The sequence below is a fragment of the Burkholderia arboris genome, from assembly GCF_038723655.1.
In the GTDB taxonomy this organism is placed as follows: Bacteria; Pseudomonadota; Gammaproteobacteria; order Burkholderiales; family Burkholderiaceae; genus Burkholderia; species Burkholderia arboris.
Genome location: NZ_CP109821.1, coordinates 637,435 through 661,663, shown reverse-complemented (window position 1 = coordinate 661,663; position 24,229 = coordinate 637,435). Strand labels below are relative to the sequence as shown.

The following is a 24,229-nucleotide window of genomic DNA, read 5'->3' as shown; positions in this document are numbered from 1 at the left end:
AAAACGCGCACACGCTCAGTGCAGGATCTTCGCGAGGAAGTCCTTCGCGCGTTCCGATTTCGGATTCGAGAAGAAATCGTCCTTGCGGTCGTCCTCGACGATCGCGCCCTTGTCCATGAAGATCACGCGATGCGCGACCTTCTTCGCGAAGCCCATCTCGTGCGTGACGACCATCATCGTCATCCCTTCCTGCGCGAGTTCGACCATCACGTCGAGCACTTCGTTGATCATCTCGGGATCGAGCGCGGACGTCGGCTCGTCGAACAGCATCGCGATCGGGTCCATCGACAGCGCGCGCGCGATCGCGACACGCTGCTGCTGACCGCCCGACAACTGGCCCGGAAACTTGTGCGCGTGCGCCTTCAGGCCGACGCGATCGAGCAGCTTCATGCCCTTCTCGTTCGCTTCGTCCTTGCCGCGGCCGAGCACCTTGACCTGCGCAAGCGTCAGGTTCTCGGTGATCGACAGGTGCGGGAACAGCTCGAAATGCTGGAACACCATCCCGACCTTCGAGCGCAGCTTCGACAGGTTCGTCTTCTTGTCGCCGACCGACTGGCCGTTCACGAGGATCTCGCCCTGCTGGAACGGCTCGAGGCCGTTCACGGTCTTGATCAGCGTCGACTTGCCCGAGCCCGACGGGCCGCACACGACGACCACTTCACCCTTCTTGACCTCGGTCGTGCATTCGGTGAGGACCTGAAACTGACCGTACCACTTCGAAACGTTCTTGATGGAAATCATCTTGTGACCTTTTTCTGGAGACCCTTGACGAGAGCAGACGCCAACGAGCAAATCACGAAATAGCATGCGCCGGCGAACAGGACCATCTCGACGGTCGTGCCGTCGCGATCGCCGATGTTGGCCGCCGTGCGGAAGAAGTCCGCGAGACTGATCACGTACACGAGCGACGTATCCTGGAACAGGACGATCGCCTGCGTGAGCAGCAGCGGCACCATCGCCCGGAACGCCTGCGGCAGGATCACGAGGCGCATCGCCTGCGCGTAGTTCATGCCGAGCGCGAACGCGGCGTTCGCCTGCCCGCGCGGCACCGCCTGGATGCCGGCGCGGATGATCTCGGAATAATACGCGGCTTCGAACAGCGAGAACGCGACCATCGCCGAGGCGAGGCGGATGTCGATCGTCGGCGACAGCCCGAGCACGCCCTGCAGCAGCTGCGGCACGATCAGGAAGAACCACAGCAGCACCATCACGAGCGGAATCGAGCGGAACACCGTCACGTAGCCCTGCGCGAACCACGCGAGCGGCTTGACGCCCGACAGCCGCATCAGCGCCAGCAGCGTGCCCCAGACGATCCCGACCACGATCGCGATCAGCGTGATCTGGAACGTGACGACCGCCCCCGTCCACAGCGTCGGCAGCGCGCCGGGAATACTACTCCAGTCGAACTGATGCATCACTTGCCTCCGATATAGCCGGGCAGCCGCGTGCGGCCTTCGATCCAGCGCATGAACGACATCACGACGAGGTTGATGATCACGTACGCGAGCGTGACCGCGATGAACGACTCATAGGTCTGCGCGGTGTAGTCGACGAGCTGGCGCGCCTGCGCGGACAGGTCGAGCAGGCCGATCGTCGACGCGACGGCGGAGTTCTTGAAGATGTTCAGGAATTCCGACGTGAGCGGCGGCACGATGATCCGGTACGCAACCGGCAGCAGCACGTAGCGATACGTCTGCCATTGCGTGAAGCCCATCGCGAGGCCGGCCGCGCGCTGGCCCTTCGGCAGCGCGTTGATCCCCGAGCGCACCTGTTCGCACACGCGCGCGCCCGTGAACAGGCCGAGACAGATGATCGACGCGGTGAAGAACTGCGTGGTCGGCGGCAACTGCTTGATCCAGGTGCCGATCGATGCGGGCAGCAGCTCGGGTATCACGAGATACCAGACGAAGAACTGCACGATCAGCGGAATGTTCCGGAAGATCGACACGTACAGGGTGCCGAGCGCGGACAGCCATTTGTTCGGCACCGTGCGCAGCACGCCGAACAGCGATCCGACGATCAGCGCGATGACCCAGGCGACGAGCGACACTTCGATCGTCGCCCAGAAGCCGGACATCAGCCATCCGAAATAAGTCGTCGGCTCGCCGGTCGACACGGGGCTCAGGAAGATGCCCCAGTTCCAGTGGTAAGACATGGGCAAGACTCCAGCAAAAAGAGACGGAAGAAGCGTGGCCTCTTCCGTCTCATTAGCGTCATTTCTGCATCAACGGCCGTGTGGTCAGTCGAGCGCCTTGTCGTTCGGGTTCGCGTACAGCTTCTTCATCGAATCGGACAGCGGGAAGTTCAGGTTCAGCCCCTTCGGCGGGATCGGGTTCTCGAACCACTTCGCGTAGATCTTCGCGGCTTCGCCCGACTTCTCGACTTGCGAGATCGCGTCGTCGACGAGCTTCTTGAAGTCGGTGTCGCCCTTGCGCATCATGCAGCCGTAGGCCTCTTCCGATTGCGGCGTGCCGACGATCACCCATTCGCCCGGCTGCTTCGCCTTCGCGCGCTCGCCCGCGAGCAGTGCGTCATCCATCATGAACGCGACCGCGCGGCCCGATTCCAGCGTGTTGAAGGAATCGCCGTGATCCTTCGCGCTGATGATGTTCATGCCCAGTTGCTTCTCGTTGTTCATCTTGCGAAGCAGGCGCTCCGACGTCGTGCCGGCAGTCGTCACGACCGTCTTGCCCTTGAGGTCGGCGAAATCCTTGACGCCCGAATCCTTCTTCGTCATCAGGCGCGTGCCGATCACGAAGATCGTGTCGGAGAACGCAGCCTGCTGCTGGCGCTCGGCGTTGTTGGTCGTCGAGCCGCACTCGATGTCGACCGTGCCGTTCTGCACCAGCGGAATGCGGTTTTGCGACGTGACGGGGATGTTCTTCACCTGCAGGTTCGGCAGGTTCAGCTTCTTCTTCACCGCGTCGACCACCTTCATCTGGAATTCGCGCGAATAGCCAACCACCTGCTGCTTTTCGTCATAGTAGGAGAACGGAATCGACGATTCGCGGTGGCCCAGCGCGATCACGCCCGTGTCCTTGATCTTCTTCAGCGTGCCCGTCTCCTGAGCATGCGCGCCGCTTGCGAACGCGCAAAGCGCCGCGACCATCAGGACTGCCTTGTGGTATTTCATTTTGGTCATCTCCTTGGCTAAAACCCGCGCCAGTGTATCAAAGTAATATTTTTGAAAGTACTGGTTGTTTACCGCACTACGAATCGCCCTGCACGAAGCCTTCCTCCCGGCTCCAGGCGCCCCGAATGCGCGCGCGGGCGATGCCGGATCCGGCACCGCCCGCGAGGGTTCATATCCGCAATCGGGTGGATTGCGTCATGAATTGATCATAGTCAACGATCAGGGGTAGAGGCCACGCATTTCGCGCGCCATCAGGATGCGTTTGCACGCAACGATGAACGCCGCCGTACGCACCGTCACCTTGTGCTCTTCCGCGACCGCCCACACACCGGCGAAGGCTTCGCGCATCACGCGCTCGAGACGGTGGTTGATCTCGTCTTCCGTCCAGAAGAAGCTCGAGAAATCCTGCACCCACTCGAAGTACGACACGGTCACGCCACCTGCGTTCGCGATCACGTCGGGGATCACGAGCACGCCGTTCGCGCTCAGGATGTCGTCCGCCGCCGTCGTCGTCGGGCCGTTCGCGCCTTCGACGATGATCTTCGTGCGGATCTTCGCTGCGTTCTTCTCGGTGATCTGGTTTTCCAGTGCCGCCGGGATCAGGATGTCGGTCTCGACCGTCCAGAACTCGTCGTTCGGCATCGGTTCAGCGCCTTCGAAGCCCGCGACGCCGCCCGTGCGTGCCACGTGGTCGAGCAGCTGGTTCGAATCGAGGCCGGCCGGCTGGTAGATCGTGCCCGTGTGATCCTGCACCGCGATCACCTTCGCGCCCGCTTCCTGGAACAGCTTCGCCGCGATGCCGCCGACGTTGCCGAAGCCCTGCACCGCGATGCGCGCGCCTTCGATTTCCAGGCCCTTCTTCTTCGCCGCTTCGGAGCCGACGACGAACACGCCGCGGCCCGTTGCTTCCTTGCGGCCGAGCGAACCGCCGAGCGCGATCGGCTTGCCGGTCACGACGCCGGTCGACGTCTGGCCCTGGTTCATCGAGTACGTGTCCATCATCCACGCCATCACCTGTTCGTTGGTGTTGACGTCCGGCGCCGGAATGTCGGTGTTCGGGCCGATGATGATGCCGATTTCGCTGGTGTAGCGGCGCGTCACGCGCTCGAGCTCACCACGCGACAGCTTGCGCGGGTCGACGCGGATGCCGCCCTTCGCACCGCCGTACGGCACGTTCACTGCTGCGTTCTTCACGGACATCCATGCCGACAGCGCCATCACTTCCGACAGCGTCACGTCCTGGTGGTAGCGCACGCCGCCCTTGCCCGGGCCGCGCGACACGTTGTGCTGCACGCGATAGCCTTCGAAGTGCGCGACGGTACCGTTGTCGAGCTCGATGGGGCAGTCGACGATCAGGATGCGCTTCGGGCGCTTCAGCGTTTCGAGCCAGCGCGACAGCGAACCGAGGTACGGCGCGACGCGATCGACCTGCTGAAGGTAGTTGCCCCACGGGCCGAGATCGTCGGCGTGCAGGTAGGACGGGATGGACTGCTGTTGCGAAGACATGGATGCTCCAACGTTCAACGAAGTGCGCACATTGTCGAAAAACCCGTTTTTTTTATCCAATGCCGTTTGCTTATTCGATTATGCGTTTCTTGCATGATCGCGATTTTTCGCAAATCTGCGGTCGATTTGCGCAAGAACGCCCGCGATCGGCCGTGCATCGCGCCCGGGAAAAATCGCACGGAATGGGTGCGGGCGGGCCGCCGGACAGGCGTCCGACAGGCGCTGCAAGCCCGCCGTCAGCCGCCCGGGCCCGACCGGCCGCGGTAAATTAACCGCCGGCGGTTAATTCGCGGGGTCGCGCAGTTCGTCGCGCACCACGTCCCACAGCGCACGCACGAGCTTCTGGCGCGGATCGTCGCCCTGCAGCGCGAGCTTGTCGCAGTACAGCCGGATTTCCATCGTCAGCGTGAACGGATGCGCGCCGCCGCGCACCGACCGGTCGAGCCGGATCAGCCGGCCGCCCGCAACCGCATCCTCGACCGCGCTGTGCGGCAGGAACGCGACGCCGTGGCCCGCGAGCGCCATCGCCTTCAGCCCTTCGGCCATGTCGGTTTCGTAGACGCGATCGAGGAACAGCCGCGTCGGCGCGTTCGCGATGATGACTTCGGTCATCCGGCCGAGATACGCGTTCGGCGTGTACGACAGGTACGGCACGCGCGCGTCGGCCGCGCCCGGCAGCGTATAGCGCGGGCGGCCCGCACGGCCGGGCGCCGAGAACGGGCTGATCGGCTCGCTGCCGAGGATCAGCATGTCGTAGCGCGCCGGGTCGAGCGCGACGGGGTGGCTCGGGTGGTGATAGCCCATCACGAGATCGCAGCCGCCCTCGACGAGCGACAGCACCGCGTCGTGCACGTTCAGCGCGCGCAGCCGCGTGTGGACCGGGCCCATCTTCGCCTCGATCCGCTGCAGCCAGCGCGGAAAATACGTGAGCGACAGCGTGTGCGGCACCGCGAACTCGATCGTCGGCACCGGCGCGCCGACGTGGCCGCGCAGCAGCGTGCGTGCCTCGTGCGCCTGCGACAGCATCGTCAGCGCCTGTTCGTAGAAGATCTGGCCGGCCTGCGTGAGCCGCGTCGGATAGACCGAACGATCGATCAGTTCGGTCGCGAGCCATGCCTCGAGCGCCTGGATCCGCCGCGAAAACGCGGGCTGCGACACGTGCCGCAGCTCGGCGGACCGGCTAAAGCTGCGCGTTTCCGCGAGCGAGACGAAGTCTTCGAGCCATTTCAGTTCCATGCAGGCGGGCGCGGCGGGCGGCGGTCGGGAAGAAGCCTGCATTCTACCGGCGGGCGGGCCCGGCCGGCGGCAGCGCGCACGGCCCGGCAAGCCCGCGGCGAACCCGCGCCGGCGCGGCGGCGGCACGCGGCAACGGCGGCCGGCCGCCGGTCCCCGGGATCGTCGCGCGCCAATGGTAAAATGCCGGATTCTCCTCCCCTCGCTCGACCCGGCCCCAAGGCCCGCCCGATCATGTCCGACACTCGTCCCGATACGCTTTTCGCCCTCACCGCGCTCTCGCCCATCGACGGCCGCTACGCCAGCAAGACCGAAGCGCTGCGCGACTGGCTCTCCGAAGCCGCCTTCATGCGCCACCGCGTCACCGTCGAGGTGCACTGGCTGATCGCGCTGTCGCGCGCCGGCTTCGCGGAAGTCCCGCGCTTCTCCGATGCGTCCGAGCAGTTCCTGCTGCAGCTCGCCGAGCGCTTCACCGCGCACGACGCCGCCCGCATCAAGGAAATCGAGCGCGTGACGAACCACGACGTGAAGGCCGTCGAATACTGGCTGAAGGAATCGGTGAAGGGCCAGGCCGAACTCGAGAAGGCCAGCGAATTCATCCACTTCGCGTGCACGTCCGAGGACATCAACAACACGTCGCACGGGATGATGCTCGCCGGCGCGCGCGAACACGTGATCCTGCCGGCGCTGCGCACGGTCTACCAGCGCCTCGTCGCCCTCGCGCACGCGCACGCCGAGCAGCCGATGCTGTCGCGCACGCACGGCCAGCCGGCCAGCCCGACGACGCTCGGCAAGGAACTCGCGAACGTCGCCGCACGTCTCGCGCGTGCGATCACCCGTATCGAGAAGGTCGAGATCCTCGGCAAGATGAACGGCGCGGTCGGCAACTTCAACGCGCACCTGTCCGCGTATCCGGAATTCGACTGGGAAGCGTTCTCGCGCGACGTGATCGAAAACCGCCTGAAGCTCGCGTTCAACCCGTACACGATCCAGATCGAGCCGCACGACTACATGGCCGAGCTGTTCGATGCCGTGGCGCGTGCGAACACGATCCTGCTCGACCTCGACCGCGACGTGTGGGGCTACATCTCGGTCGGCTACTTCAAGCAGAAGACGAAGGCCGGCGAAATCGGCTCGTCGACGATGCCGCACAAGGTCAATCCGATCGACTTCGAGAACTCGGAAGGCAACCTGGGCCTCGCAAACGCGACGCTGCGCCACCTCGCCGACAAGCTGCCGGTGTCGCGCTGGCAGCGTGACCTGACCGACTCGACGGTGCTGCGCAACATGGGCGTCGCGCTCGGCTACTCGCTGCTCGCGTACGACTCGCTGATCCGCGGCCTCGACAAGCTCGAAGTGAACCCGCAGCGCCTGAACGAAGATCTCGACAACTGCTGGGAAGTGCTGGCCGAGCCGGTGCAGACGGTGATGCGCCGGTTCGGCATCGAGAATCCGTACGAGCAGCTGAAGGAACTGACGCGCGGCAAGGGCATCACGCGCGAAGCGCTGCAGGAATTCGTCGGCACGCTCGCGATCCCGCAGGACGCGAAGGATCTGCTGCTCGCGATGACGCCCGCGTCGTACATCGGCAAGGCCGTCGAACTCGCGAAGCGGATCGCGTAAGCGCCGCCGTCTCCAGACGAGAAAAAGCCCGATGCGAGCAATCGCATCGGGCTTTTTTGTTGGCTGCCGCAGGCCGCAGCCAGTCAGAACGAGATCATCCGCCCCGGGTTCAGCGCGCTCATCACGCTCATCGCGGCCTTCGCGGCGGGAATCGCGATCGGCGACAACTGCCGGCCGAGCGGAATCGCACGGTGATCGATGCCCGTGAGCATCGAGAAATCGTCGTTGCGGCCGACGAAATCGTCGCAGATCGCCTTGCCGATCCGCACCGTCTGCGCGACGCCGTGGCCGCTCCAGCCCTGCACCATGTACATCGGCACGCGGCCGTCGGTCTTGCGGCTATCGGTGGCGCCGTTCAGCGTGAAATCGCTGACGCCGCTCCAGCAGTAGTCGAGCGCGAAGCTGCCGTCGGCCTGCGGAAACACCGTGTTCAGCCGCGTCAGCAGATACGCGTTGACGTCGGGCTGCGCCCAGCAGGTACCGGTGCCCTGCCCGCCGAACAGCAGCCGGTTGCCGCGCACCGGCCGGTAGTAGTCGATCTGGAACTGCGTGTCGTACACGGGCATGCCGGCCGGCATCAGCGTTGCGACATCGACGTCGAGCGGCGCCGTCACGCTCACGTACGTGAAGAACGGCACGGTCGTCGCCGCGCCGTCGTCGAGCAGCCGGAACGTCGCGTTGTGCAGCGCGAGCACGACACCCTTGCGCGCGGTGATCGTGCCGCCCGGCGTCGTCGCGACGACGCCCGCCGGCGTCTCGTCGAGCTCGAGCACCTCGGTGCCCTCGAACAGCGCGCCGCCATTCAGCCGGAAGCCGTGCACGAGGCCGCGCACCAGCGCGAGCGGATGGATCTGCCCGCCGATCGCGTCGATCGCCGCACCGTGGTAAAGCCCCGAGCGCACGTATTCGTCGTGCAGCTGATGGCGGCCGACGAGCGTCACGCCCGCGTCGCCGAGATGGCGGCGCGCATCCGCGCCGTCGAGCAGCGCACTCATGTGGCCCGGGTGAACGGCCGCCGTGACGTGGCCGCGCTTGCGGTCGAGTTCGAGCGCGTAGCGCGCGCCGATCGCATCGATCAGGTCCATCGACTCGGCCGATGCGAAGCGCCACAGCCGCTTCGCATCGTCGTGCGACAGGTGGTCGATCATGTCGGCCGCTTCCCAGCGCGCGAGGCCGGGCGTCAGTTGCCCGCCGTTGCGGCCGGACGCGGCCGAGCCGACGTGATGCTTGTCGACGAGAATCGTGTCGACGCCCGCTTCCGCGAGATGCAGCGCGGCCGATGCGCCAAGCAGCCCCGCGCCGATCACGAGCACGTCGCATACGACGTCGTGCGCGAGCGGCGCGCCGTTCGCGTGGCGCGACAGCGACGCCTCGTACCAGTTCGCCGGGCGCTCGCCGTCGTAGCGGGCCGGGTCGCACCAGTTCCAGTTGTCTTTTTCGATGTTCAGTTGCGTTTGCTCGAAACGCGATTCGCCCTGGATCAGGGGTTGATGGTTGAAAGTCATGATTGCACTTGCATGGTCTTGGGCCGCCTGTCGAAGAGCCTTCTGGCTTCGCGGGTGGGGCAGCCGGTTCCACATGGGTGTCAACGAGATAAAGGGCGCAATGGCCCGTGTTGACGGCGGGCACGCTCGTGCCGCCTGGATCCCGGACTGTGCGAAAGCACGTATTGAAAGGTGCCGGGACACCCAATTTCTACACCGCAGAAATAATTCTACAGTGTAGAATAAGCTTTCGTCAAGTTTACAGCCGGCACCGCGCCGGCATGCCAGCCCGCCTCGATGAAAGACAAACCCGCCCAGGGCCCGCGCGGCCTCGACAAGGACGCGATCGTCGCGGCCGCGCTCGCGCTGCTCGAAGACGTCGGCGAAGCCGCGTTCAGCGTGCGCAAGCTCGCGCAATCGGTCGGCTGCGACCCGATGAGCGTGCTGTATCACTTCAAGTCGAAGGAAGGCCTGAGCCGCGCGATCGCGAACGCGCTGTCGCGCTCGCTCGTGCCGGTCGATCCCGCACAGCCGTGGCGCGAGCGGCTGCGCGATCTCGCGCGCCAGTACCGCGCGCTCGCGCTGCGCTACCCTGCCGCGTTTGCGCTGTTGCAGCGACACATGAGCACGGGGCCGGCCGATCTCGCGCATATCGAGGCCGTGCATCGCGCGCTGACCGATGCCGGCATCCCGCGCGCGGCGCTGCCGTCGGTGTGCGTCGGCTGGTATGCGAGCGTGATCGGCCTGGCCGCCGCCGAGGCCGGCGGTCTTACGCGCGCGGCCAACGACGTCGAGCTCGCGGAGATGAACGCGCTGTCCGACGCCGAGCATCCGCTCGTCAAGTCGGCCGCCCCGCTCTATGCGCAGCTCGACCCGGCGGCCGTGCACGACACGATGCTCGACGTGCTGCTCGACGGCATCGCACGGCGCGCGCATGCGGCCTGACCGACGCGCTCGCCGCCAACGAAAAAGGCGCCCCGAGGGGCGCCTTTTTCATGACGATTGCCGCGAACCGCAGCTCAGGGCTGCTGCGCGATGCCGATCTTCAGCATGACCTGATCGACGATCTGCTCGGGCGTCAGCTCGATGCTGACCTCGATCGCTTCGTCCGGGCCCGGCTCCTCGAGCGTGTCGAGCTGGCTCTTCAGCAGCGACGGATCGAAGAAATGGCCGGTGCGGCTCTTCAGGCGCTCGTGCAACACCTCGAACGAGCCCTTCAGATACACGAACCGCACGTCGGTGTCGGTGCCGCGCAGCACGTCGCGGTACGACCGCTTCAGCGACGAGCACGTGAACACGGCCGTCTCGCCGGCACGCTGCTTTTCCTCGATGGCCGCGCGGATCGTGCGCAGCCACGGCCAGCGGTCGTCGTCGGTCAGCGGAATGCCTTGATGCATCTTTTCCTTGTTCGCCGCGCTGTGAAACGCGTCGCCGTCGGTATAGGTGCATGACAGGCGTTCCGCCAGCATTTCGCCGATTCGCGACTTGCCCGCGCCCGACACGCCCATTGCGATCAGAATCATTGACTACCCCTTGTTACAGAACCATGCTCAGCAGCAACGTGAAACTGAGACCGAGCACCGAGATGATGGTTTCAAGCAGCGACCAGGTCTTGAACGTCTGACCGACCGTCATCCCGAAGTATTCCTTGATCAGCCAGAAGCCGCCGTCGTTCACGTGCGAGAAGATCAGCGAGCCCGAGCCCGTGGCGAGCACCAGCAGCTCCGGGCTGACCGTCGTGCCGGCCGCCGCGGCGATCGGTGCGACGATGCCGCAGGCCGTCGTCATCGCGACCGTCGCCGAACCCGTCGCGAGACGCATCAGCGCCGCGACGAACCAGCCGAGCAGCAGCGGCGACAGGTGCGCGTGCTTCGCGGTCTCGACGATCTGCTGCGAGATCCCGCTGTCGCGCAGGACGCCGCCGAAGCCGCCGCCCGCGCCGACGATCAGCGTGATCCCGGCGATCGGTGCCAGGCACTCGCTGCAGAACTTCTGGATCTGGTCGCGGTTGAAGCCCTGCAGCTTGCCGAACGTGAAGAAGCTCACGAGCACGGCGATCAGCAGCGCGACGTCCGAGTTGCCGGCGAAGCGCAGCAGGTTGTTCGGCAGCGACTTCGGCGTGAACAGCAGGTCGGCCCAGCTGCCGACGAGCATCAGCACGACGGGCAGCAGGATCGTGAACAGCGTGATGCCGAAGCTCGGCAGTTCGCGCTTGCGGCCGTCCGCGTGCGAATCGACGAATTGCGACGCCAGCGGGTTGTTTTCCGGCAGCTTCACGAACTTCGAGATCGTCAGCGCGAACAGCGGGCCCGCGATGATCGCGGTCGGCACGCCGACGAGCAGGCCGAACGCGATCGTCTTGCCGATATCGGCGCCGTATTGCTGAACGGCGAGCAGCGCGGCCGGGTGCGGCGGGATCAGCCCGTGCACGACGGACAGGCCGGCCACCATCGGCAGGCCGACGACGAGCAGCGACTTGCCGGTGCGCTTCGCGACGTTGAACGCGATCGGGATCAGCAGCACGAAGCCGACTTCGAAGAACACCGGCAGGCCGACGATGATCGCGACGAACATCATCGCCCAGTGGATGTTCTTTTCACCGAACCAGTCGATCAGCGTGGTCGCGATCCGTTCGGCGCCGCCCGATTCGGCCATCATCTTGCCGAGCATCGTGCCGAGGCCGACGACGATCGCAATGTGGCCGAGCGTGCCACCGGTGCCCGCCTCGAACGACTTGACGATCTTGTCCATCGGCATGCCGACGACGAGACCGAGGCCGAGCGACACGATGATCAGCACCAGGAACGGGTAGATCTTGTAGCGCGCGATCATCAGGATCAGCGCGGCAATCGCGATCAGCGTGAATACGAGCAGCATGCTGCCTTGAACAGCCCCCATGTGGCACTCCTCCTAGAATTGTTCGAACCGGGCGAGTTGTTGCGAGTATGCCCGGCTATGCAGGTCTCCGAAACACGGGGGGTACCCACCCCGTCAGGACGCTGAATTTTACTTATCTTTGCGGCCTGCGGATAGAACCGGTTCCATCAGCAAAAACCCTCGGTAAAACAAGCACTAAGCGCTTGTCACCGAGGGTCGATCCTTCATTTCATACAAGCATCAGCGGGGCAACTGGCTCGCGGCTTGCGCGAGGCGCGTGACTTCGGCCCAGTCCTGCGCGGCGAGCGCGGCCTTCGGCGTGAGCCACGAGCCGCCAACGCACACGACGTTCGGCAGTTTCAGGAAGTTCGGCGCGGTTTCGACGGTGATGCCGCCCGTCGGGCAGAACTTCAGCGCCGGGAACGGGCCGTGGAACGCCTGCAGCATCGGCACGCCGCCCGCCTGCTGCGCGGGGAAGAACTTCACGATCTCGTAGCCGAATTCGAGCGCCTGGATGATGTCGCTCGGCGTCATCACGCCCGGCAGCAGCGGCAGGCCCGCGTCGAGCGACGCGAGGTGCAGCTCCTTCGTCAGGCCCGGCGACACGCCGAACTTCGCGCCCGCGCGCTTCGCCTGCGCGCAGTGCTCGGGCTTCGTGATCGTGCCGACGCCGACGACGATGTCGTCCGCGAGCTGGCTCGCGCGCTGGATCGCTTCCAGGCCGGCCGGCGTGCGCAGCGTGATCTCGAGTACCTTCACGCCGCCCGCGTGCAACGCGCGCGACACGTTTTCACCCTGCTCGACCGAGTCGAATGCGAGCACCGGAATGACCGGGCCCAGCTTCACGATTTCAGCAATCGTCTTCATTGAATTGGCTCCTTGAAATTCATGCGGCGACGTGGGCGGCCGTTTCGCCGACCAGCGTCCCGAAAACCGATGCGCCCTGCTCGGCCGGCGCCGCGGCCGCGCGGAACACGCCGAACAGTTCGCGCCCGAAACCGACTTCGTTCTCGGCCTGGTGCAGCGGCTGCGCGACCGGGCGCGCGTGCCACTCGGCGTCGTCGACCTCGATGTCGAGCACGCCGGCTTCCGCGTCGATCACGAGCGTGTCGCCCGTCTTCACCTTGCCGAGCGGGCCGGCCAGCAGCGCCTCCGGCGACACGTGGATCACGGCCGGCACCTTGCCCGACGCGCCGGACATGCGGCCGTCGGTGACCAGCGCGACGTGGAAGCCCTGATCCTGCAGTACGCCGAGCAGCGGCGTCAAACGGTGCAGCTCGGGCATCCCGTTCGCGCGCGCGCCCTGGAAGCGCACGACCGCGACGAAATCGCGCTTCAGCTCGCCGCGATCGAAGGCTTCCTGCACGGCTTCCTGCGAATCGAACACGATCGCGGGCGCCGTCACCTTGCGGTGCTCGGGTGCGACCGCCGAAATCTTGATCACGCCGCGGCCGAGCCGGCCCTGCATCAGGCGCAGGCCGCCGTCCGGCTGGAACGGGTCGCGGATGCCGCGCAGCACTTTCGTGTCGTGGCTCTCGGCCGTGCCGTCGACCCACGTCAGCCTGCCGTCGATCAGCTTCGGCTCCTTCGTGTAGTGCGTGAGACCCTTGCCGGCAACCGTCGTCACGTCCTCGTGCAGCAGCCCGCCCTCGAGCAGGTTGCGCACCAGGAACGCGACGCCGCCCGCCGCGTGGAAGTGGTTCACGTCGGCCTTGCCGTTCGGGTAGATCTTCGCGAGCAGCGGCACGACGGCCGACAGTTCGTCGAAGTCGTTCCAGTCGATCAGGATGCCGGCCGCGCGCGCGATCGCGACAAGGTGCAGCGTGTGGTTGGTCGAGCCGCCCGTCGCGAGCAGCGCGACGATCCCGTTGACGATCGCCTTCTCGTCGATCACATGGCCGATCGGCGTGTAGTGGCCGCGCTCGACCGTCAGGTCGAGCACGCGGCGCGCGGCCTCGGCGGTCAGCGCGGTACGCAGCGGCGTGTGCGGATGAACGAATGCGGAGCCCGGCAGGTGCAGCCCCATCAGCTCCATCAGCATCTGGTTGCTGTTCGCGGTGCCGTAGAACGTGCAGGTGCCGTGGCCGTGATATGCGGCCGATTCGGCTTCGAGCAGCGCGTCGCGGCCGACCTGGCCGGTCGCGAACTGCTGGCGGATCTTCGCCTTGTCGTCGTTCGACAGGCCGCTCGTCATCGGGCCGGCCGGCACGAAGATGGTCGGCAAATGGCCGAACTGCAGCGCGCCGATCAGGAGGCCCGGCACGATCTTGTCGCAGATGCCGAGGCAGAGCGCCGCGTCGAACATGTTGTGTGTGAGCGCAATCGCCGTGCCCATCGCGATCGCTTCGCGCGAGAACAGCGACAGCTCCATCCCCGGGTTGCCCTGCGTGACACCGTCGCACATCGCCGGCACGCCGCCCGCGAACTGCGCGACGCCGCCGTTCTCGCGCGCGGCCGCCTTGATGATCTCGGGGAAATCCTTGTACGGCGCATGCGCGGACAGCATCTCGTTGTACGAGGACACGATGCCGATGTTCGGCTCGCGGATTGCCTTGATCGAGAACTTGTCGTTACCCTCGAGGCCCGCGAAGCCATGCGCGAGGTTCGCGCACGACAGCGCGCCGCGTGCCGGGAACTTGCCCTGTGCGCCGTCGATGCGCTGCAGATAGGCGGAACGGGTCGATTGGCTGCGGGCGATCACGCGTTCGGTGACCTTCGCCAGAGTGGGGTGCAGCGACGTCATGCTGGGCGCTCCTGTATGCCGGCCGACACCGGCGGTTGGAATCGTGGGGACCGTCGAGTGCTTCGACTGAACGAAGCCAGTCTAGTAGAAAAACTACAAGCGCGCAATGCGGGTTGATGGGCGCGCAACCCTTATTCCCGCCACCAGCAAGGCTTTACCTAGTGAAAACCCTAATCACTCACCCCGCCTTGACGTCGAACACCTCGAAACAACGCTAGTATTTTCATGTAGATTTTCTACAATTCGATTGCGATACACTCGCTCATCCGAACCCGATTTCCACATGCCGTCCCATGCTGCCTCGCATTGAAGCGATCCGCGCCGACCTGCGCCCGTCCGAGCGCAAGCTCGCCGACTACATCCTCGCCGCACCGCGCGAGGTGCTCGACCTCGCCATGACCGAGCTGTCGACGCGCGCGGGCGTCAGCCAGCCGACGATCGCGCGCTTCTGCCAGGCGCTCGGCTGCAGCGGCTTTCGCGAATTCAAGATCCGGCTCGCGCAGAGCGTCGCGCCGGGCGTGTCGTCGGTGTACCGCGACGTCGAGCCCGACGAGCCGGCGCCCGGCATCATCGGCAAGGTGTTCGACCGCACGATCGGCGCGCTGATCGAAGTGCGCAACAGCCTGTCCGCGGGCAGCGTCGCCGACGCGATCGCGCTGCTGTCGAATGCGTCGCGGATCGAGTTCTACGGCGCCGGCGGCTCGGGTATCGCCGCGCAGGACATCCAGCACAAGTTCTTCCGGCTCGGCGTGCCGAGCGTCGCGTACTCGGATCCGCACACGTTCTCGATGTCGTCGGCGCTGCTCGGGCCGCACGACGTCGTCGTCGCAATCTCGAACACGGGCCGCACGCGCGACATCGTCGACGCCGCGCGCTCCGCGCTCGCGTGCGGCGCGAAAGTCGTCGCGATCACGCAAAGCCATTCGCCGCTCGCGAAGCTCGCGACCGTCAGCCTCGCGTCGAACGTCGCCGAGGAAACGGACGTGTTCTCGCCGATGACGTCACGCATGTCGCATCTCGCGATCGGCGACATCCTCGCGGTCGGCGTCGCGCTGTCGCGCGGCCCCGCGCTGATGGAGCGGGTCGGCCGTGCGAAGGAAGCGATCACGCGGCGCCGGATCGACGACGGCACGAAGGATTGAACCGGGATCGCGCGCGAAACGGCACAGCGTGTAAACGAACAACGGCGCCCCTCGGGGCGCCGTTTTGCATGATTCGAAGCGGTACGCGCCCGCCGGCCGTGCGTGGCCGGCCGCGCCGCTCAGAACGGCTTGATCACGACCAGCGCGACCGCCGCGAGCATGCCGAGCACCGGCAGCTCGTTGAACACGCGATACCACTTGTCGGTGCGGCGGTTCTCGCCGCGCTCGAACACCCGCAGCAGATGCCCGCAGTACGCGTGGTAGATGACGAGCAACAGCACGACCGTCACCTTCGCATGGATCCAGCCCTGCCCCTGCCCGATGCCGATCACGAGCCACAGCCACAGCCCGCAAGCCAGCGCCGGCACCGCGATCATCGTCATGAAGCGGAACAGCTTGCGCGCCATCAGCAGCAGGCGCCGCACCGCGGCCGGATCGGTCTCCATGGCCAGGTTCACGTAGATGCGCGGCAGGTAGAAGAGCCCCGCGAACCACGCGGCGATCAGAACGACATGGAACGTCTTGACCCAGAGCATTGCCATTGGTGGTGCGCCTCGCTGGTTACTGGCGGCCTTCGCCGTGTCCGAGCACGACGTACTTCAGCGACGTCAGCCCTTCCAGGCCGACGGGGCCGCGTGCGTGCAGCTTGTCGTTCGAGATGCCGATTTCCGCGCCGAGGCCGAATTCGAAGCCGTCCGCGAAACGCGTCGACGCATTGACCATCACGCTCGCCGAATCGACTTCGCGCAGGAAACGCATCGCGCGGTCGTGATCCTCGGTGACGATCGCATCCGTGTGATGCGAGCCGTAATGGTTGATGTGCTCGATCGCGGCGTCGAGGCCGTCGACGACCTTGATCGCGAGCACCGGCGCGAGATACTCGGTGTGCCAGTCTTCCTCGGTCGCATCGACGAGCGGGCCGACGCCCGCATCGGCGAGCACCGCGCGCGCAGCCGCATCGACGCGCAGTTCGACCTGCTTGTCGCGATACAGCTTGCCGAGCGGCGGCAGCAGCGCGGCCGCGATGCCGCTCGACACGAGCAGCGTCTCCATCGTGTTGCAGGTGCCGTAGCGGTGCGTCTTCGCGTTGTCGCACACAGTCAGCGCCTTGGCGAGATCGGCGCGATCGTCGACGTACACGTGGCAAATGCCGTCGAGGTGCTTGATCATCGGCACGCGCGCCTCGTTGATCAGGCGTTCGATCAGGCTCTTGCCGCCGCGCGGCACGATCACGTCGACGAATTCGGTCATCGTGATCAGCTTGCCGACCGCCGCGCGATCGGCCGTCGCGACGACCTGCACCGCGTCCTGCGGCAGGCCGGCCGCCTCGAGCCCTTCGCCGATCAGCTTCGCGAGCGCCGCATTCGATTCGAGCGCTTCGGAGCCGCCGCGCAGGATCGTCGCGTTGCCCGACTTCAGGCACAGCGCAGCCGCGTCGATGGTCACGTTCGGGCGCGATTCGTAGATGATGCCGATCACGCCGAGCGGCACACGCATCTGGCCGACCTGGATCCCGCTCGGGCGGAACTTGAGGTTGCCGATCTCGCCGATCGGATCGGCCAGCGACGCGACCTGGCGCAGCCCTTCGACCATCGTCTTCAGCGCCTTGTCCGACAGCGTCAGGCGGTCGACGAACGCCGCATCGAGCCCCTTTTCGCGGGCACGGGCGACGTCGCGTGCATTCGCGTCCTTCAGCACCTGCGCGTCGCGTTCGATCGCGCGGGCCACCGCGTCGAGCGCCGCGTTCTTCGCGGCCGTGCTGGCGCGCGCCATCGCGCGGGAAGCGTGCCGGGCGCGACGGCCCAGGTCGGTCATGTACTGATCGATATCCATCGTGTGACTCGAGAAGCGCGCCGCGTGGAGCGGCATGAATTCGTGGGGGAAGCGTGGGGCGGCCATCCGCGGGACAGCCATCCGGCAAAGCAGCGGCCGAGAAGCCGCGCCAGCTATCGAGACATTGTAAGCGGGTTGCGCACTGCGCGCTGAAGGCCCGGACGGGACTTAGCGTCGCACGCGACCCGCGGTCGGCGGTCGCTCGCCGCGCGCCCCCGCGACCGTCATCGCGAGCTGGAACAGCCCGTCCCACGGATCGGGCGGCGGTTCGTCCTGCGTGCGGCGGCCCGGCGCGACGGCCGTGAGCCCCTTAACCTGCCGGTCGAGCTTCGCGGCAAACGCGAGCGCTTTCTCGAGCGCGGCTTCCGATACGCGGTTCAGTGCGGGACCGATCAACCGCTCGCGCGGCCCCCACACGCGGTTCTCGCGCAGCAGCGTCGCCAGCGGCTTGCCGGCCGTCGCGCCGCGCTTGATCCGCAACAGCGTGCGCAATTCCTCGACGACGGCCCACATCACGAGCACGATTGCCTCGCCCTCGCCCTTCAGCCCGTCGATCATCCGCGCGAGCCGCGCGGCGTCGCCGGCGAGCATCGCTTCGTTCAGCTTGAACACGTCGTAGCGCGCGACGTTCAGCACCGCGTCGTGCACCTGCTCGAACGACAGCGCACCTTGCGGATACAACAACCCGAGCTTCTGGATTTCCTGGTGTGCGGCAAGCAGGTTGCCTTCGACGCGCTCCGCGATGAACTGCAGCGCGCGCCGCCCGTCGTCGCCGGGCGCGGCACGCTGGCCCTGCATCGCGAGACGCTGGCCGATCCAGTTCGGCAGCTGCGCACGGTCGACCGGATCGATCTTCAGCGCGACGCCGCCGTTCTGCAGCGCGGTAAACCATGCGGATTTCTGCGTGGCCGCATCGAGACGCGGCAACGTGACGAGCATCAGCGCGTCGGGATTGGGCGTGGCCGCGAGCGTCTTCAGCGCGTCGGCGCCTTCCTTGCCGGGCTTGCCCGACGGAATGCGCAGCTCGATCAGCTGGCGCTCGCCGAACAGCGACATCGCCTGGGTCGCGCCGAGCAGCACGCTCCAGTCGAAGCCGCGCTCGACCGTATGCACCGAACGCTCGGTGAAGCCGGCCGCACGCGCGGCCGCACGAATGCGGTCGCACGCTTCCTGCGCGAGCAGCGGCTCGTCGCCGTAGACGGTATAGAGCCCGGCCAACCCCTTCGCGAGGTGCGGCTCCAGTGCATCAAGTCGCAATTGCATCGATACGTGCGCCGTCGATCAGAGCGGCGGCGGCGGCAGCGGTGCGCGCGGCGCAACGCCCGGCACCACGTCCTCGGGCGCCGGCGTCAGCGAGTGGACGATCGCGAGACGCCGCATCAGCTGGTCGACCGCGTCGTTCTGCATGTCGCCGAACAGGATGTCGGCTTCCTGCGACTTCGCGTTCGTGTACTGGTCGCTGTACGTCATCGCGCGGTTCAGCGCGATCACGCTCGGCGGAATCAGCACGGTGCCGTCCTTGCTCGCCAGCGTGTAGCGCAGCGTGTAGAAGAGCGCGTATTCCTGCGCGGAACCATACTTGTTGAGCGTCAACGTGTTCTGGCCACGCGATTCCCACATGGTCAGCACGGCGTCGGCGTCGTCCGCCGACTTGACGATCTTCGTGTCGCTGCCGGCCTCGACGAGACGCGTGAGCCGCGCCTCGACGGGTGCCGGCGCGCCGGCCACCATCAGGTGCTTGAACGCGTAGTCCTGCTGGCCGCGCAACTGGAAGCCGCATGCCGACAGCATGACCGCGCTGCCGGCGAGCATCAAAAACGATCTGCGGATCACCTTCGCTCCTTCTGGGTACGTCCGACGGCCGCGGCCGTCAGACGACGATGTTCACGAGGCGGCCCGGCACGACGACGATCTTCTTCGCCGGCTTGCCGTCGCTGAACTTCGCGAACGCTTCGTCGGCCACCGCCGCGGCTTCGATCGCCTCGCGGCTCGCGTCCTTGGCGACCTTCAGCGCGCCGCGCACCTTGCCGTTCACCTGCAGCACGAGTTCGATCTCGGCCTGCTCGAGCGCGGCCTCGTCGACCTTCGGCCACGGCGCATCGAGCAGCGGGCCGAATTCGTCCGCGTAGCCGAGCGCCTTCCACAGTTCGAACGTGACGTGCGGCACGACCGGGTACAGCACGCGCAGCAGCACGCCGTACGCCTCGCGCAGCACGCCGGGCGTCGCGCCCTTCGCGCCGTCGATCGCGTTCAGCATCTTCATCGCGGCCGACACGACCGTGTTGTACTGCAGGCGCTGGTAGTCGAAATCGGCCTGCTTCAGCACGCTGTAGATCTCGCGGCGCAGTGCCTTGTCGGCTTCGCCGAGCGCAGCGGCATCGAAGCCCGCACGAACGGCAAGCGCTTCGCGGTTGCCATAGCCGAAGCTCCACACGCGGCGCAGGAAGCGGCTCGCGCCCTCGACGCCCGCGCCCGACCACTCGAGCTGCTGCTCGGGCGGCGCCGCGAACATCGTGAACAGGCGCGCGGTGTCGGCGCCGTACAGGTCGATCAGCACCTGCGGATCGACGCCGTTGTTCTTCGACTTCGACATCTTCTCGATGCCGCCGAGCACGACCGGCTGGCCGTCCGCGTTCAGCGTCGCGCCGACCGGGCGGCCCTTGTCGTCGTGCGTGACCGTCACGTCGACCGGGTTGTACCAGGTCTTCTTGCCCGATGCGTCTTCGCGGTAGAACGTTTCGTTCAGCACCATCCCCTGCGTGAGCAGGTTCTTCGCCGGCTCGCCGAACTTCACGAGGCCGAGGTCGCGCATCACCTTGGTCCAGAAGCGCGAATACAGCAGGTGCAGGATCGCGTGCTCGATGCCGCCGATGTATTGATCCATCGGCATCCAGTAATCGGTGCGCGCGTCGACCATCGTGTCGGCGTCCGGCGCCGTGTAGCGCGAGAAGTACCACGACGAGTCGACGAACGTGTCCATCGTGTCGGTTTCACGCTTCGCGGCCGCGCCGCACTTCGGGCATACGCAGTTCACGAATGCTTCCGACTTCGCGAGCGGGTTGCCCGAGCCGTCCGGCACGAGGTCTTCCGGCAGCACGACCGGCAGGTCCTGCTCCGGCACCGGCACGTCGCCGCACGACGGGCAGTGGATGATCGGGATCGGCGTACCCCAGTAGCGCTGGCGCGATACGCCCCAGTCGCGCAGGCGCCACGTGACCTGCTTGTCGCCGAAACCGCCGGCGTTCAGGTCGGCCGCGACCGCATCGACCGCTTCCGCGTAGCGCAGGCCGTCGTACTTGCCGCTGTTCACGCAGACCGCGGTTTCCTTGTCGCCGTACCATTCCTGCCATGCGTCGAGCGAGTACGCCTGACCTTCGGACGAGATCACCTGCTTGATCGGCAGGTCGTACTTCTTCGCGAATGCGAAGTCGCGCTCGTCGTGGCCCGGCACGCCCATCACCGCGCCTTCGCCATAGCTCATCAGCACGTAGTTGCCGATCCACACCTCGACCGGCTCGCCGGTCAGCGGGTGCTTGACCGAAAAGCCCGTCGCGACGCCCTTCTTTTCCATCGTCGCGACATCGGCTTCGGCGACGCCGCCACGCTTGCATTCGTCGATGAACGCAAGCAGCTCGGGCTTGTCCTGGGCGAGGCGCGTGGCGAGCGGATGCTCGGCCGCGATCGCGCAGAACGTGACGCCCATGATCGTGTCGGCGCGCGTCGTGAACACGCGCAGCAGCTTCTGCTCGCCGTCGAGCTCGTACGGGAAGCCGAAGTTCACGCCGAAGCTCTTGCCGATCCAGTTCTGCTGCATGATCTTCACGCGCTCCGGCCAGCCGAGGCCGTCGAGGTCGTTCAGCAGCTCATCCGCATACTGCGTGATCCGCAGGTAGTACATCGGGATCTCGCGCTTCTCGACGAGTGCGCCCGAGCGCCAGCCGCGACCGTCGATCACCTGCTCGTTCGCGAGCACGGTCTGGTCGACCGGGTCCCAGTTCACGGTGCCCGTCTTCTTGTACGCGATGCCCTTCTCGAGCATCTTCAGGAACAGCCACTGGTTCCACTTGTAGTAGTCGGGCTTGCACGTCGCGATCTCGCGCGACCAGTCGATCGCGAGGCCCATCGACTGCATCTGGCCCTTCATGTAGTCGATGTTGTCGTAGGTCCACTTCGCGGGCGGCACGCCGTTCGCCATCGCGGCGTTCTCGGCCGGCATCCCGAATGCATCCCAGCCCATCGGCATCAGCGTGTTGTAGCCGTTCATCCGCAGATAGCGGTACATCACGTCGTTGATCGTGTAGTTGCGCACGTGACCCATGTGCAGCTTGCCGGACGGGTAGGGCAGCATCGACACGCAGTAGAACTTCGGCTTCTGCGAATCTTCCTGCGTCTTGTAGGCATCGGCTGCGCGCCAGTCGCCCTGGGCGGCGGCTTCGACGTCGGCGGGTACGTATCTCTCGTGCATGGTGTGGTTCGGGCTAGGCTTTAAGCGGCGCGACGGCTCGCGCGCAGGATTGGATCGAAAATCGTGCTCGCCCGGCGCGGGAACAGGCTGGCTGTTCCCGCGCCGGGGAAAACGTCGATTATACCGCCCGTGCGGGCTCGCACGGCCGGTCTCGCGGGCCGGGGCCCGCAACGACGGCGTGTCAGGGTCTTGCCGCGGCGGCAGCCGGCGCGGCGGCGCCCGCCTGCGGCGGCATGTCGGTCACGAAACCGATCCGCGTGAGGCCCGCGGCCTGCGCGGCCCCCATCACCTGCGCGATCACGTCGTAGCGCGTCGCGCGCGATGCGCGCAGCCGCAGCTCGGGCGGCGCGGCGCCCGCGGCAGCAGCCCGGAAGCGCGCGGGCAGCGCGTCGAGCGCCACGGGTGCATCGTCCCAGTACAGCTTGCCCGCGTCGTCGATCGACAAAGTGACGGATTGCGGCGTGTCGCGCGCGACGCTCGCGGCGACCTTCGGCAGGTCGAGCCGGATCGCGTGCGTCATCAGCGGCGCGGTGATGATGAAGATGACGAGCAGCACGAGCATCACGTCGATCAGCGGCGTCATGTTGATCTCCGCCATCGGCGCGGACGTCTTGTGGTGCTCGAGCCCACCGAATGCCATGGTCGTTTCTCCCGGGCCCGTCCGTCAGGCGCCCTCTGCGCACACGAACACGTGCAGGTCGCGCGCGAAACCGTCGAGTTCCTCGGCGAGCTGCCGGACGAGCCGCCCGAGGATGTTGTAGGCCAGCACCGCGGGAATCGCGACGACGAGCCCGAACGCGGTCATGATCAGCGCCTCGCCGACCGGCCCCGCGACGTTCTCGATCTGCGCCTGCCCGCTCGCGGCGATGCTGCCGAGCGCGTGGTAGATGCCCCACACGGTGCCGAGCAGCCCGACGAACGGCGCGGTGCTGCCGATCGACGCGAGCAGCACCTGGCCGAATTCGAGACGCCGCTGCGAGCGCAGCATCGCGTGACGCAGCGCGCGCAGCACGCGTTCGCTGCGCTCGACGCGCGCGGCCAGCGCGGCCGGGTCGTGATCGTCGGCAGCGTCGCGTGCGGCTTCGGCGAGCGGCACGAACACGCGCTCGCGATCGGCGCCGGCGAGCGCGGCAATGCCCGCGTCGAGCGACGGCGCGCGCCAGAACGCGGCGAGCGCACGCGGCCCCTGCCGCTTCGCGCGGACCAGGAGCCAGGCTTTCATGAAGAGGAAGCACCAGCTGGCGACGGACATCGCCAGCAGGACATAGGCGACCGCATGCGTGATCGCATCGCCGCTTTCGAGGTAGTGGACAACGCCGGTGGGTATCGCCATCGGAGTTTCCCCGTGGGGTCAGCGCAGGCCGAGCACGTCCTGCATGTCGAACAGGCCGGCGCCACGCGCCGACAGGAAGCGGACCGCGCGCAGCGCGCCTTGCGCGTACGACACGCGGCTCGACGACTTGTGCGTGATCTCGATGCGCTCGCCGATCCCGGCGAACAGCACGGTGTGGTCGCCGACGATATCGCCGCCGCGCACGGCCGCAAAGCCGATCGACGACGGATCGCGCTCGCCCGTCACGCCGTGACGGCCGTAGACCGCGCACGCGTCGAGCGAGCGGCCGAGCGCGCCGGCGACGGCTTCGCCCATCATCAGCGCGGTGCCCGACGGCGCATCGACCTTGTGGCGGTGATGCGCCTCGATGATCTCGATGTCGTAGCCGTGCGAGAAATGCTTCGCCGCGAATTCGAGCAGCTTCAGCGTGACGTTCACGCCGACGCTCATGTTCGCCGCGAACACGATGCCGATCTTGGCCGCAGCAGCCTGCAGCCCGGCTTTCTGCTCGGCGGTGAAGCCGGTCGTGCCGATCACGAGCTTCACGTCGTGGCGCAGTGCGGCCTCGATGTGGGCCATCGTGCCTTCCGGACGCGTGAAATCGATCAGGGTGTCGGCCTGCGCGAACACGGCGTCGAGGTCGTCGGTCAGCTTGATCCCGGTTTCCTTGCCGAGGAACGCACCGGCGTCCTGGCCGAGGAACGGCGAATCGGCGCGGTCGAGCGCGCCGACGAGCTGCGCGTCGGGTTCGTTGAGAACGGCTTCGATCAGCATCCGGCCCATTCGGCCCGATGCGCCGGCAATCGCAATCTTCATGGCTTTCTACACGACAGGTCTAAAGGCGGGCGGCCCGAGCC

The 24,229-nt window shown here is 66.5% G+C and carries 22 protein-coding genes; 3 read left to right on the top strand and 19 right to left on the bottom strand.

What is annotated here, in order from left to right; genetic code table 11:
* Window positions 1-15: 15 nt before the first annotated feature.
* From OHZ10_RS03180 to OHZ10_RS03155, 6 genes are all read right to left on the bottom strand, one after another.
* Window positions 16-741 (bottom strand): amino acid ABC transporter ATP-binding protein, encoded by a 726-nt coding sequence (locus OHZ10_RS03180; RefSeq protein WP_059236129.1) that lies wholly within the window; start codon window positions 739-741, stop codon window positions 16-18.
* A complete protein-coding gene (gene gltK / locus OHZ10_RS03175; protein ID WP_011350948.1) occupies window positions 738-1,415 on the bottom strand; it encodes a glutamate/aspartate ABC transporter permease GltK in 678 nt (225 codons plus the stop codon). The genes OHZ10_RS03180 and gltK overlap by 4 nt, the downstream gene beginning before the upstream one ends.
* Window positions 1,415-2,155 (bottom strand): amino acid ABC transporter permease, encoded by a 741-nt coding sequence (locus OHZ10_RS03170; RefSeq protein ID WP_342703592.1) that lies wholly within the window; start codon window positions 2,153-2,155, stop codon window positions 1,415-1,417. Before OHZ10_RS03170 ends, gltK begins: the two co-directional genes overlap by 1 nt.
* Window positions 2,156-2,239: 84 nt before the next feature.
* The gene (locus tag OHZ10_RS03165) at window positions 2,240-3,133 is read right to left on the bottom strand and encodes a glutamate/aspartate ABC transporter substrate-binding protein (protein WP_059236133.1); all 894 of its coding nucleotides are present in this window, start codon (window positions 3,131-3,133) and stop codon (window positions 2,240-2,242) included.
* 219 nt (window positions 3,134-3,352) lie between these two features.
* Window positions 3,353-4,639 carry a Glu/Leu/Phe/Val family dehydrogenase gene (locus OHZ10_RS03160; RefSeq protein ID WP_059236135.1) on the bottom strand — a complete coding sequence of 429 codons (1,287 nt, stop codon included), beginning with the start codon at window positions 4,637-4,639 and terminating at the stop codon, window positions 3,353-3,355.
* 282 nt (window positions 4,640-4,921) lie between these two features.
* The gene (locus tag OHZ10_RS03155; RefSeq protein WP_059236137.1) at window positions 4,922-5,875 is read right to left on the bottom strand and encodes a LysR substrate-binding domain-containing protein; all 954 of its coding nucleotides are present in this window, start codon (window positions 5,873-5,875) and stop codon (window positions 4,922-4,924) included.
* Between the two features lie 231 nt (window positions 5,876-6,106).
* On the opposite strand from OHZ10_RS03155, the gene purB reads away from it, so the two are divergent.
* Window positions 6,107-7,495 (top strand): adenylosuccinate lyase, encoded by a 1,389-nt coding sequence (purB, locus tag OHZ10_RS03150; protein ID WP_059236139.1) that lies wholly within the window; start codon window positions 6,107-6,109, stop codon window positions 7,493-7,495.
* Between the two features lie 83 nt (window positions 7,496-7,578).
* Here purB and OHZ10_RS03145 read toward each other — a convergent pair whose 3' ends face one another.
* Entirely contained in the window at window positions 7,579-9,000 is a 1,422-nt protein-coding gene (locus OHZ10_RS03145; protein WP_342703590.1) for an FAD-dependent oxidoreductase, read from the bottom strand.
* Between the two features lie 276 nt (window positions 9,001-9,276).
* Between OHZ10_RS03145 and OHZ10_RS03140 the strand changes: the two genes are divergently transcribed.
* A complete protein-coding gene (locus OHZ10_RS03140; RefSeq protein WP_256085557.1) occupies window positions 9,277-9,924 on the top strand; it encodes a TetR/AcrR family transcriptional regulator in 648 nt (215 codons plus the stop codon).
* 74 nt (window positions 9,925-9,998) lie between these two features.
* On the opposite strand, the gene OHZ10_RS03135 is transcribed toward OHZ10_RS03140, so the two are convergent.
* The 4 genes from OHZ10_RS03135 to edd form a co-directional block, all read right to left on the bottom strand.
* Window positions 9,999-10,502, bottom strand: coding sequence for a gluconokinase (locus OHZ10_RS03135; RefSeq protein WP_059236145.1), 504 nt, complete (start codon window positions 10,500-10,502; stop codon window positions 9,999-10,001).
* A gap of 13 nt (window positions 10,503-10,515) precedes the next feature.
* The gene (locus OHZ10_RS03130; RefSeq protein WP_059236147.1) at window positions 10,516-11,877 is read right to left on the bottom strand and encodes a GntP family permease; all 1,362 of its coding nucleotides are present in this window, start codon (window positions 11,875-11,877) and stop codon (window positions 10,516-10,518) included.
* Window positions 11,878-12,096: 219 nt separating this feature from the next.
* A complete protein-coding gene (eda, locus tag OHZ10_RS03125; protein ID WP_059236150.1) occupies window positions 12,097-12,723 on the bottom strand; it encodes a bifunctional 4-hydroxy-2-oxoglutarate aldolase/2-dehydro-3-deoxy-phosphogluconate aldolase in 627 nt (208 codons plus the stop codon).
* A 19-nt stretch (window positions 12,724-12,742) separates the two neighbouring features.
* On the bottom strand, window positions 12,743-14,599 hold the full coding sequence (gene edd, locus OHZ10_RS03120) for a phosphogluconate dehydratase (RefSeq protein WP_342703587.1): 1,857 nt from the start codon (window positions 14,597-14,599) through the stop codon (window positions 12,743-12,745).
* A 293-nt stretch (window positions 14,600-14,892) separates the two neighbouring features.
* Between edd and OHZ10_RS03115 the strand changes: the two genes are divergently transcribed.
* Complete coding sequence (locus OHZ10_RS03115) at window positions 14,893-15,741, top strand: MurR/RpiR family transcriptional regulator (protein ID WP_059236154.1); 849 nt, start codon at window positions 14,893-14,895, stop codon at window positions 15,739-15,741.
* Between the two features lie 119 nt (window positions 15,742-15,860).
* Here OHZ10_RS03115 and OHZ10_RS03110 read toward each other — a convergent pair whose 3' ends face one another.
* From OHZ10_RS03110 to dapB, 8 genes are all read right to left on the bottom strand, one after another.
* Window positions 15,861-16,283, bottom strand: a complete 423-nt coding sequence (locus tag OHZ10_RS03110) for a CopD family protein (RefSeq protein ID WP_128841871.1) — start codon at window positions 16,281-16,283, stop codon at window positions 15,861-15,863.
* Between the two features lie 19 nt (window positions 16,284-16,302).
* Window positions 16,303-17,574 carry a glutamate-5-semialdehyde dehydrogenase gene (locus OHZ10_RS03105; RefSeq protein ID WP_059236909.1) on the bottom strand — a complete coding sequence of 424 codons (1,272 nt, stop codon included), beginning with the start codon at window positions 17,572-17,574 and terminating at the stop codon, window positions 16,303-16,305.
* 168 nt (window positions 17,575-17,742) lie between these two features.
* Complete coding sequence (gene holA, locus OHZ10_RS03100) at window positions 17,743-18,837, bottom strand: DNA polymerase III subunit delta (RefSeq protein WP_059236156.1); 1,095 nt, start codon at window positions 18,835-18,837, stop codon at window positions 17,743-17,745.
* An 18-nt stretch (window positions 18,838-18,855) separates the two neighbouring features.
* Complete coding sequence (gene lptE / locus OHZ10_RS03095; RefSeq protein WP_340623792.1) at window positions 18,856-19,407, bottom strand: LPS assembly lipoprotein LptE; 552 nt, start codon at window positions 19,405-19,407, stop codon at window positions 18,856-18,858.
* Window positions 19,408-19,444: 37 nt separating this feature from the next.
* Entirely contained in the window at window positions 19,445-22,039 is a 2,595-nt protein-coding gene (gene leuS / locus OHZ10_RS03090) for a leucine--tRNA ligase (protein WP_342703585.1), read from the bottom strand.
* A gap of 181 nt (window positions 22,040-22,220) precedes the next feature.
* Complete coding sequence (locus OHZ10_RS03085; RefSeq protein WP_059236163.1) at window positions 22,221-22,679, bottom strand: ExbD/TolR family protein; 459 nt, start codon at window positions 22,677-22,679, stop codon at window positions 22,221-22,223.
* Between the two features lie 24 nt (window positions 22,680-22,703).
* Window positions 22,704-23,372 (bottom strand): MotA/TolQ/ExbB proton channel family protein, encoded by a 669-nt coding sequence (locus OHZ10_RS03080; protein ID WP_174993271.1) that lies wholly within the window; start codon window positions 23,370-23,372, stop codon window positions 22,704-22,706.
* Window positions 23,373-23,390: 18 nt separating this feature from the next.
* A complete protein-coding gene (gene dapB, locus OHZ10_RS03075; RefSeq protein ID WP_059236167.1) occupies window positions 23,391-24,188 on the bottom strand; it encodes a 4-hydroxy-tetrahydrodipicolinate reductase in 798 nt (265 codons plus the stop codon).
* Window positions 24,189-24,229: the final 41 nt, after the last annotated feature.

Coding starts and splice junctions, on each gene's coding strand:
- OHZ10_RS03170 (WP_342703592.1), bottom strand. CDS start 2,155: ATGTCTTACCACTGGAACTGGGGCATCTTCCTGAGCCCCGTGTCGACC.
- OHZ10_RS03110 (WP_128841871.1), bottom strand. CDS start 16,283: ATGGCAATGCTCTGGGTCAAGACGTTCCATGTCGTTCTGATCGCCGCG.
- OHZ10_RS03145 (WP_342703590.1), bottom strand. CDS start 9,000: ATGACTTTCAACCATCAACCCCTGATCCAGGGCGAATCGCGTTTCGAG.
- OHZ10_RS03130 (WP_059236147.1), bottom strand. CDS start 11,877: ATGGGGGCTGTTCAAGGCAGCATGCTGCTCGTATTCACGCTGATCGCG.
- leuS (WP_342703585.1), bottom strand. CDS start 22,039: ATGCACGAGAGATACGTACCCGCCGACGTCGAAGCCGCCGCCCAGGGC.
- OHZ10_RS03115 (WP_059236154.1), top strand. CDS start 14,893: ATGCTGCCTCGCATTGAAGCGATCCGCGCCGACCTGCGCCCGTCCGAG.
- OHZ10_RS03140 (WP_256085557.1), top strand. CDS start 9,277: ATGAAAGACAAACCCGCCCAGGGCCCGCGCGGCCTCGACAAGGACGCG.
- holA (WP_059236156.1), bottom strand. CDS start 18,837: ATGCAATTGCGACTTGATGCACTGGAGCCGCACCTCGCGAAGGGGTTG.
- gltK (WP_011350948.1), bottom strand. CDS start 1,415: ATGCATCAGTTCGACTGGAGTAGTATTCCCGGCGCGCTGCCGACGCTG.
- OHZ10_RS03155 (WP_059236137.1), bottom strand. CDS start 5,875: ATGGAACTGAAATGGCTCGAAGACTTCGTCTCGCTCGCGGAAACGCGC.
- dapB (WP_059236167.1), bottom strand. CDS start 24,188: ATGAAGATTGCGATTGCCGGCGCATCGGGCCGAATGGGCCGGATGCTG.
- OHZ10_RS03105 (WP_059236909.1), bottom strand. CDS start 17,574: ATGGATATCGATCAGTACATGACCGACCTGGGCCGTCGCGCCCGGCAC.
- eda (WP_059236150.1), bottom strand. CDS start 12,723: ATGAAGACGATTGCTGAAATCGTGAAGCTGGGCCCGGTCATTCCGGTG.
- OHZ10_RS03160 (WP_059236135.1), bottom strand. CDS start 4,639: ATGTCTTCGCAACAGCAGTCCATCCCGTCCTACCTGCACGCCGACGAT.
- OHZ10_RS03085 (WP_059236163.1), bottom strand. CDS start 22,679: ATGGCATTCGGTGGGCTCGAGCACCACAAGACGTCCGCGCCGATGGCG.
- OHZ10_RS03080 (WP_174993271.1), bottom strand. CDS start 23,372: ATGGCGATACCCACCGGCGTTGTCCACTACCTCGAAAGCGGCGATGCG.
- OHZ10_RS03180 (WP_059236129.1), bottom strand. CDS start 741: ATGATTTCCATCAAGAACGTTTCGAAGTGGTACGGTCAGTTTCAGGTC.
- OHZ10_RS03165 (WP_059236133.1), bottom strand. CDS start 3,133: ATGAAATACCACAAGGCAGTCCTGATGGTCGCGGCGCTTTGCGCGTTC.
- edd (WP_342703587.1), bottom strand. CDS start 14,599: ATGACGTCGCTGCACCCCACTCTGGCGAAGGTCACCGAACGCGTGATC.
- OHZ10_RS03135 (WP_059236145.1), bottom strand. CDS start 10,502: ATGATTCTGATCGCAATGGGCGTGTCGGGCGCGGGCAAGTCGCGAATC.
- purB (WP_059236139.1), top strand. CDS start 6,107: ATGTCCGACACTCGTCCCGATACGCTTTTCGCCCTCACCGCGCTCTCG.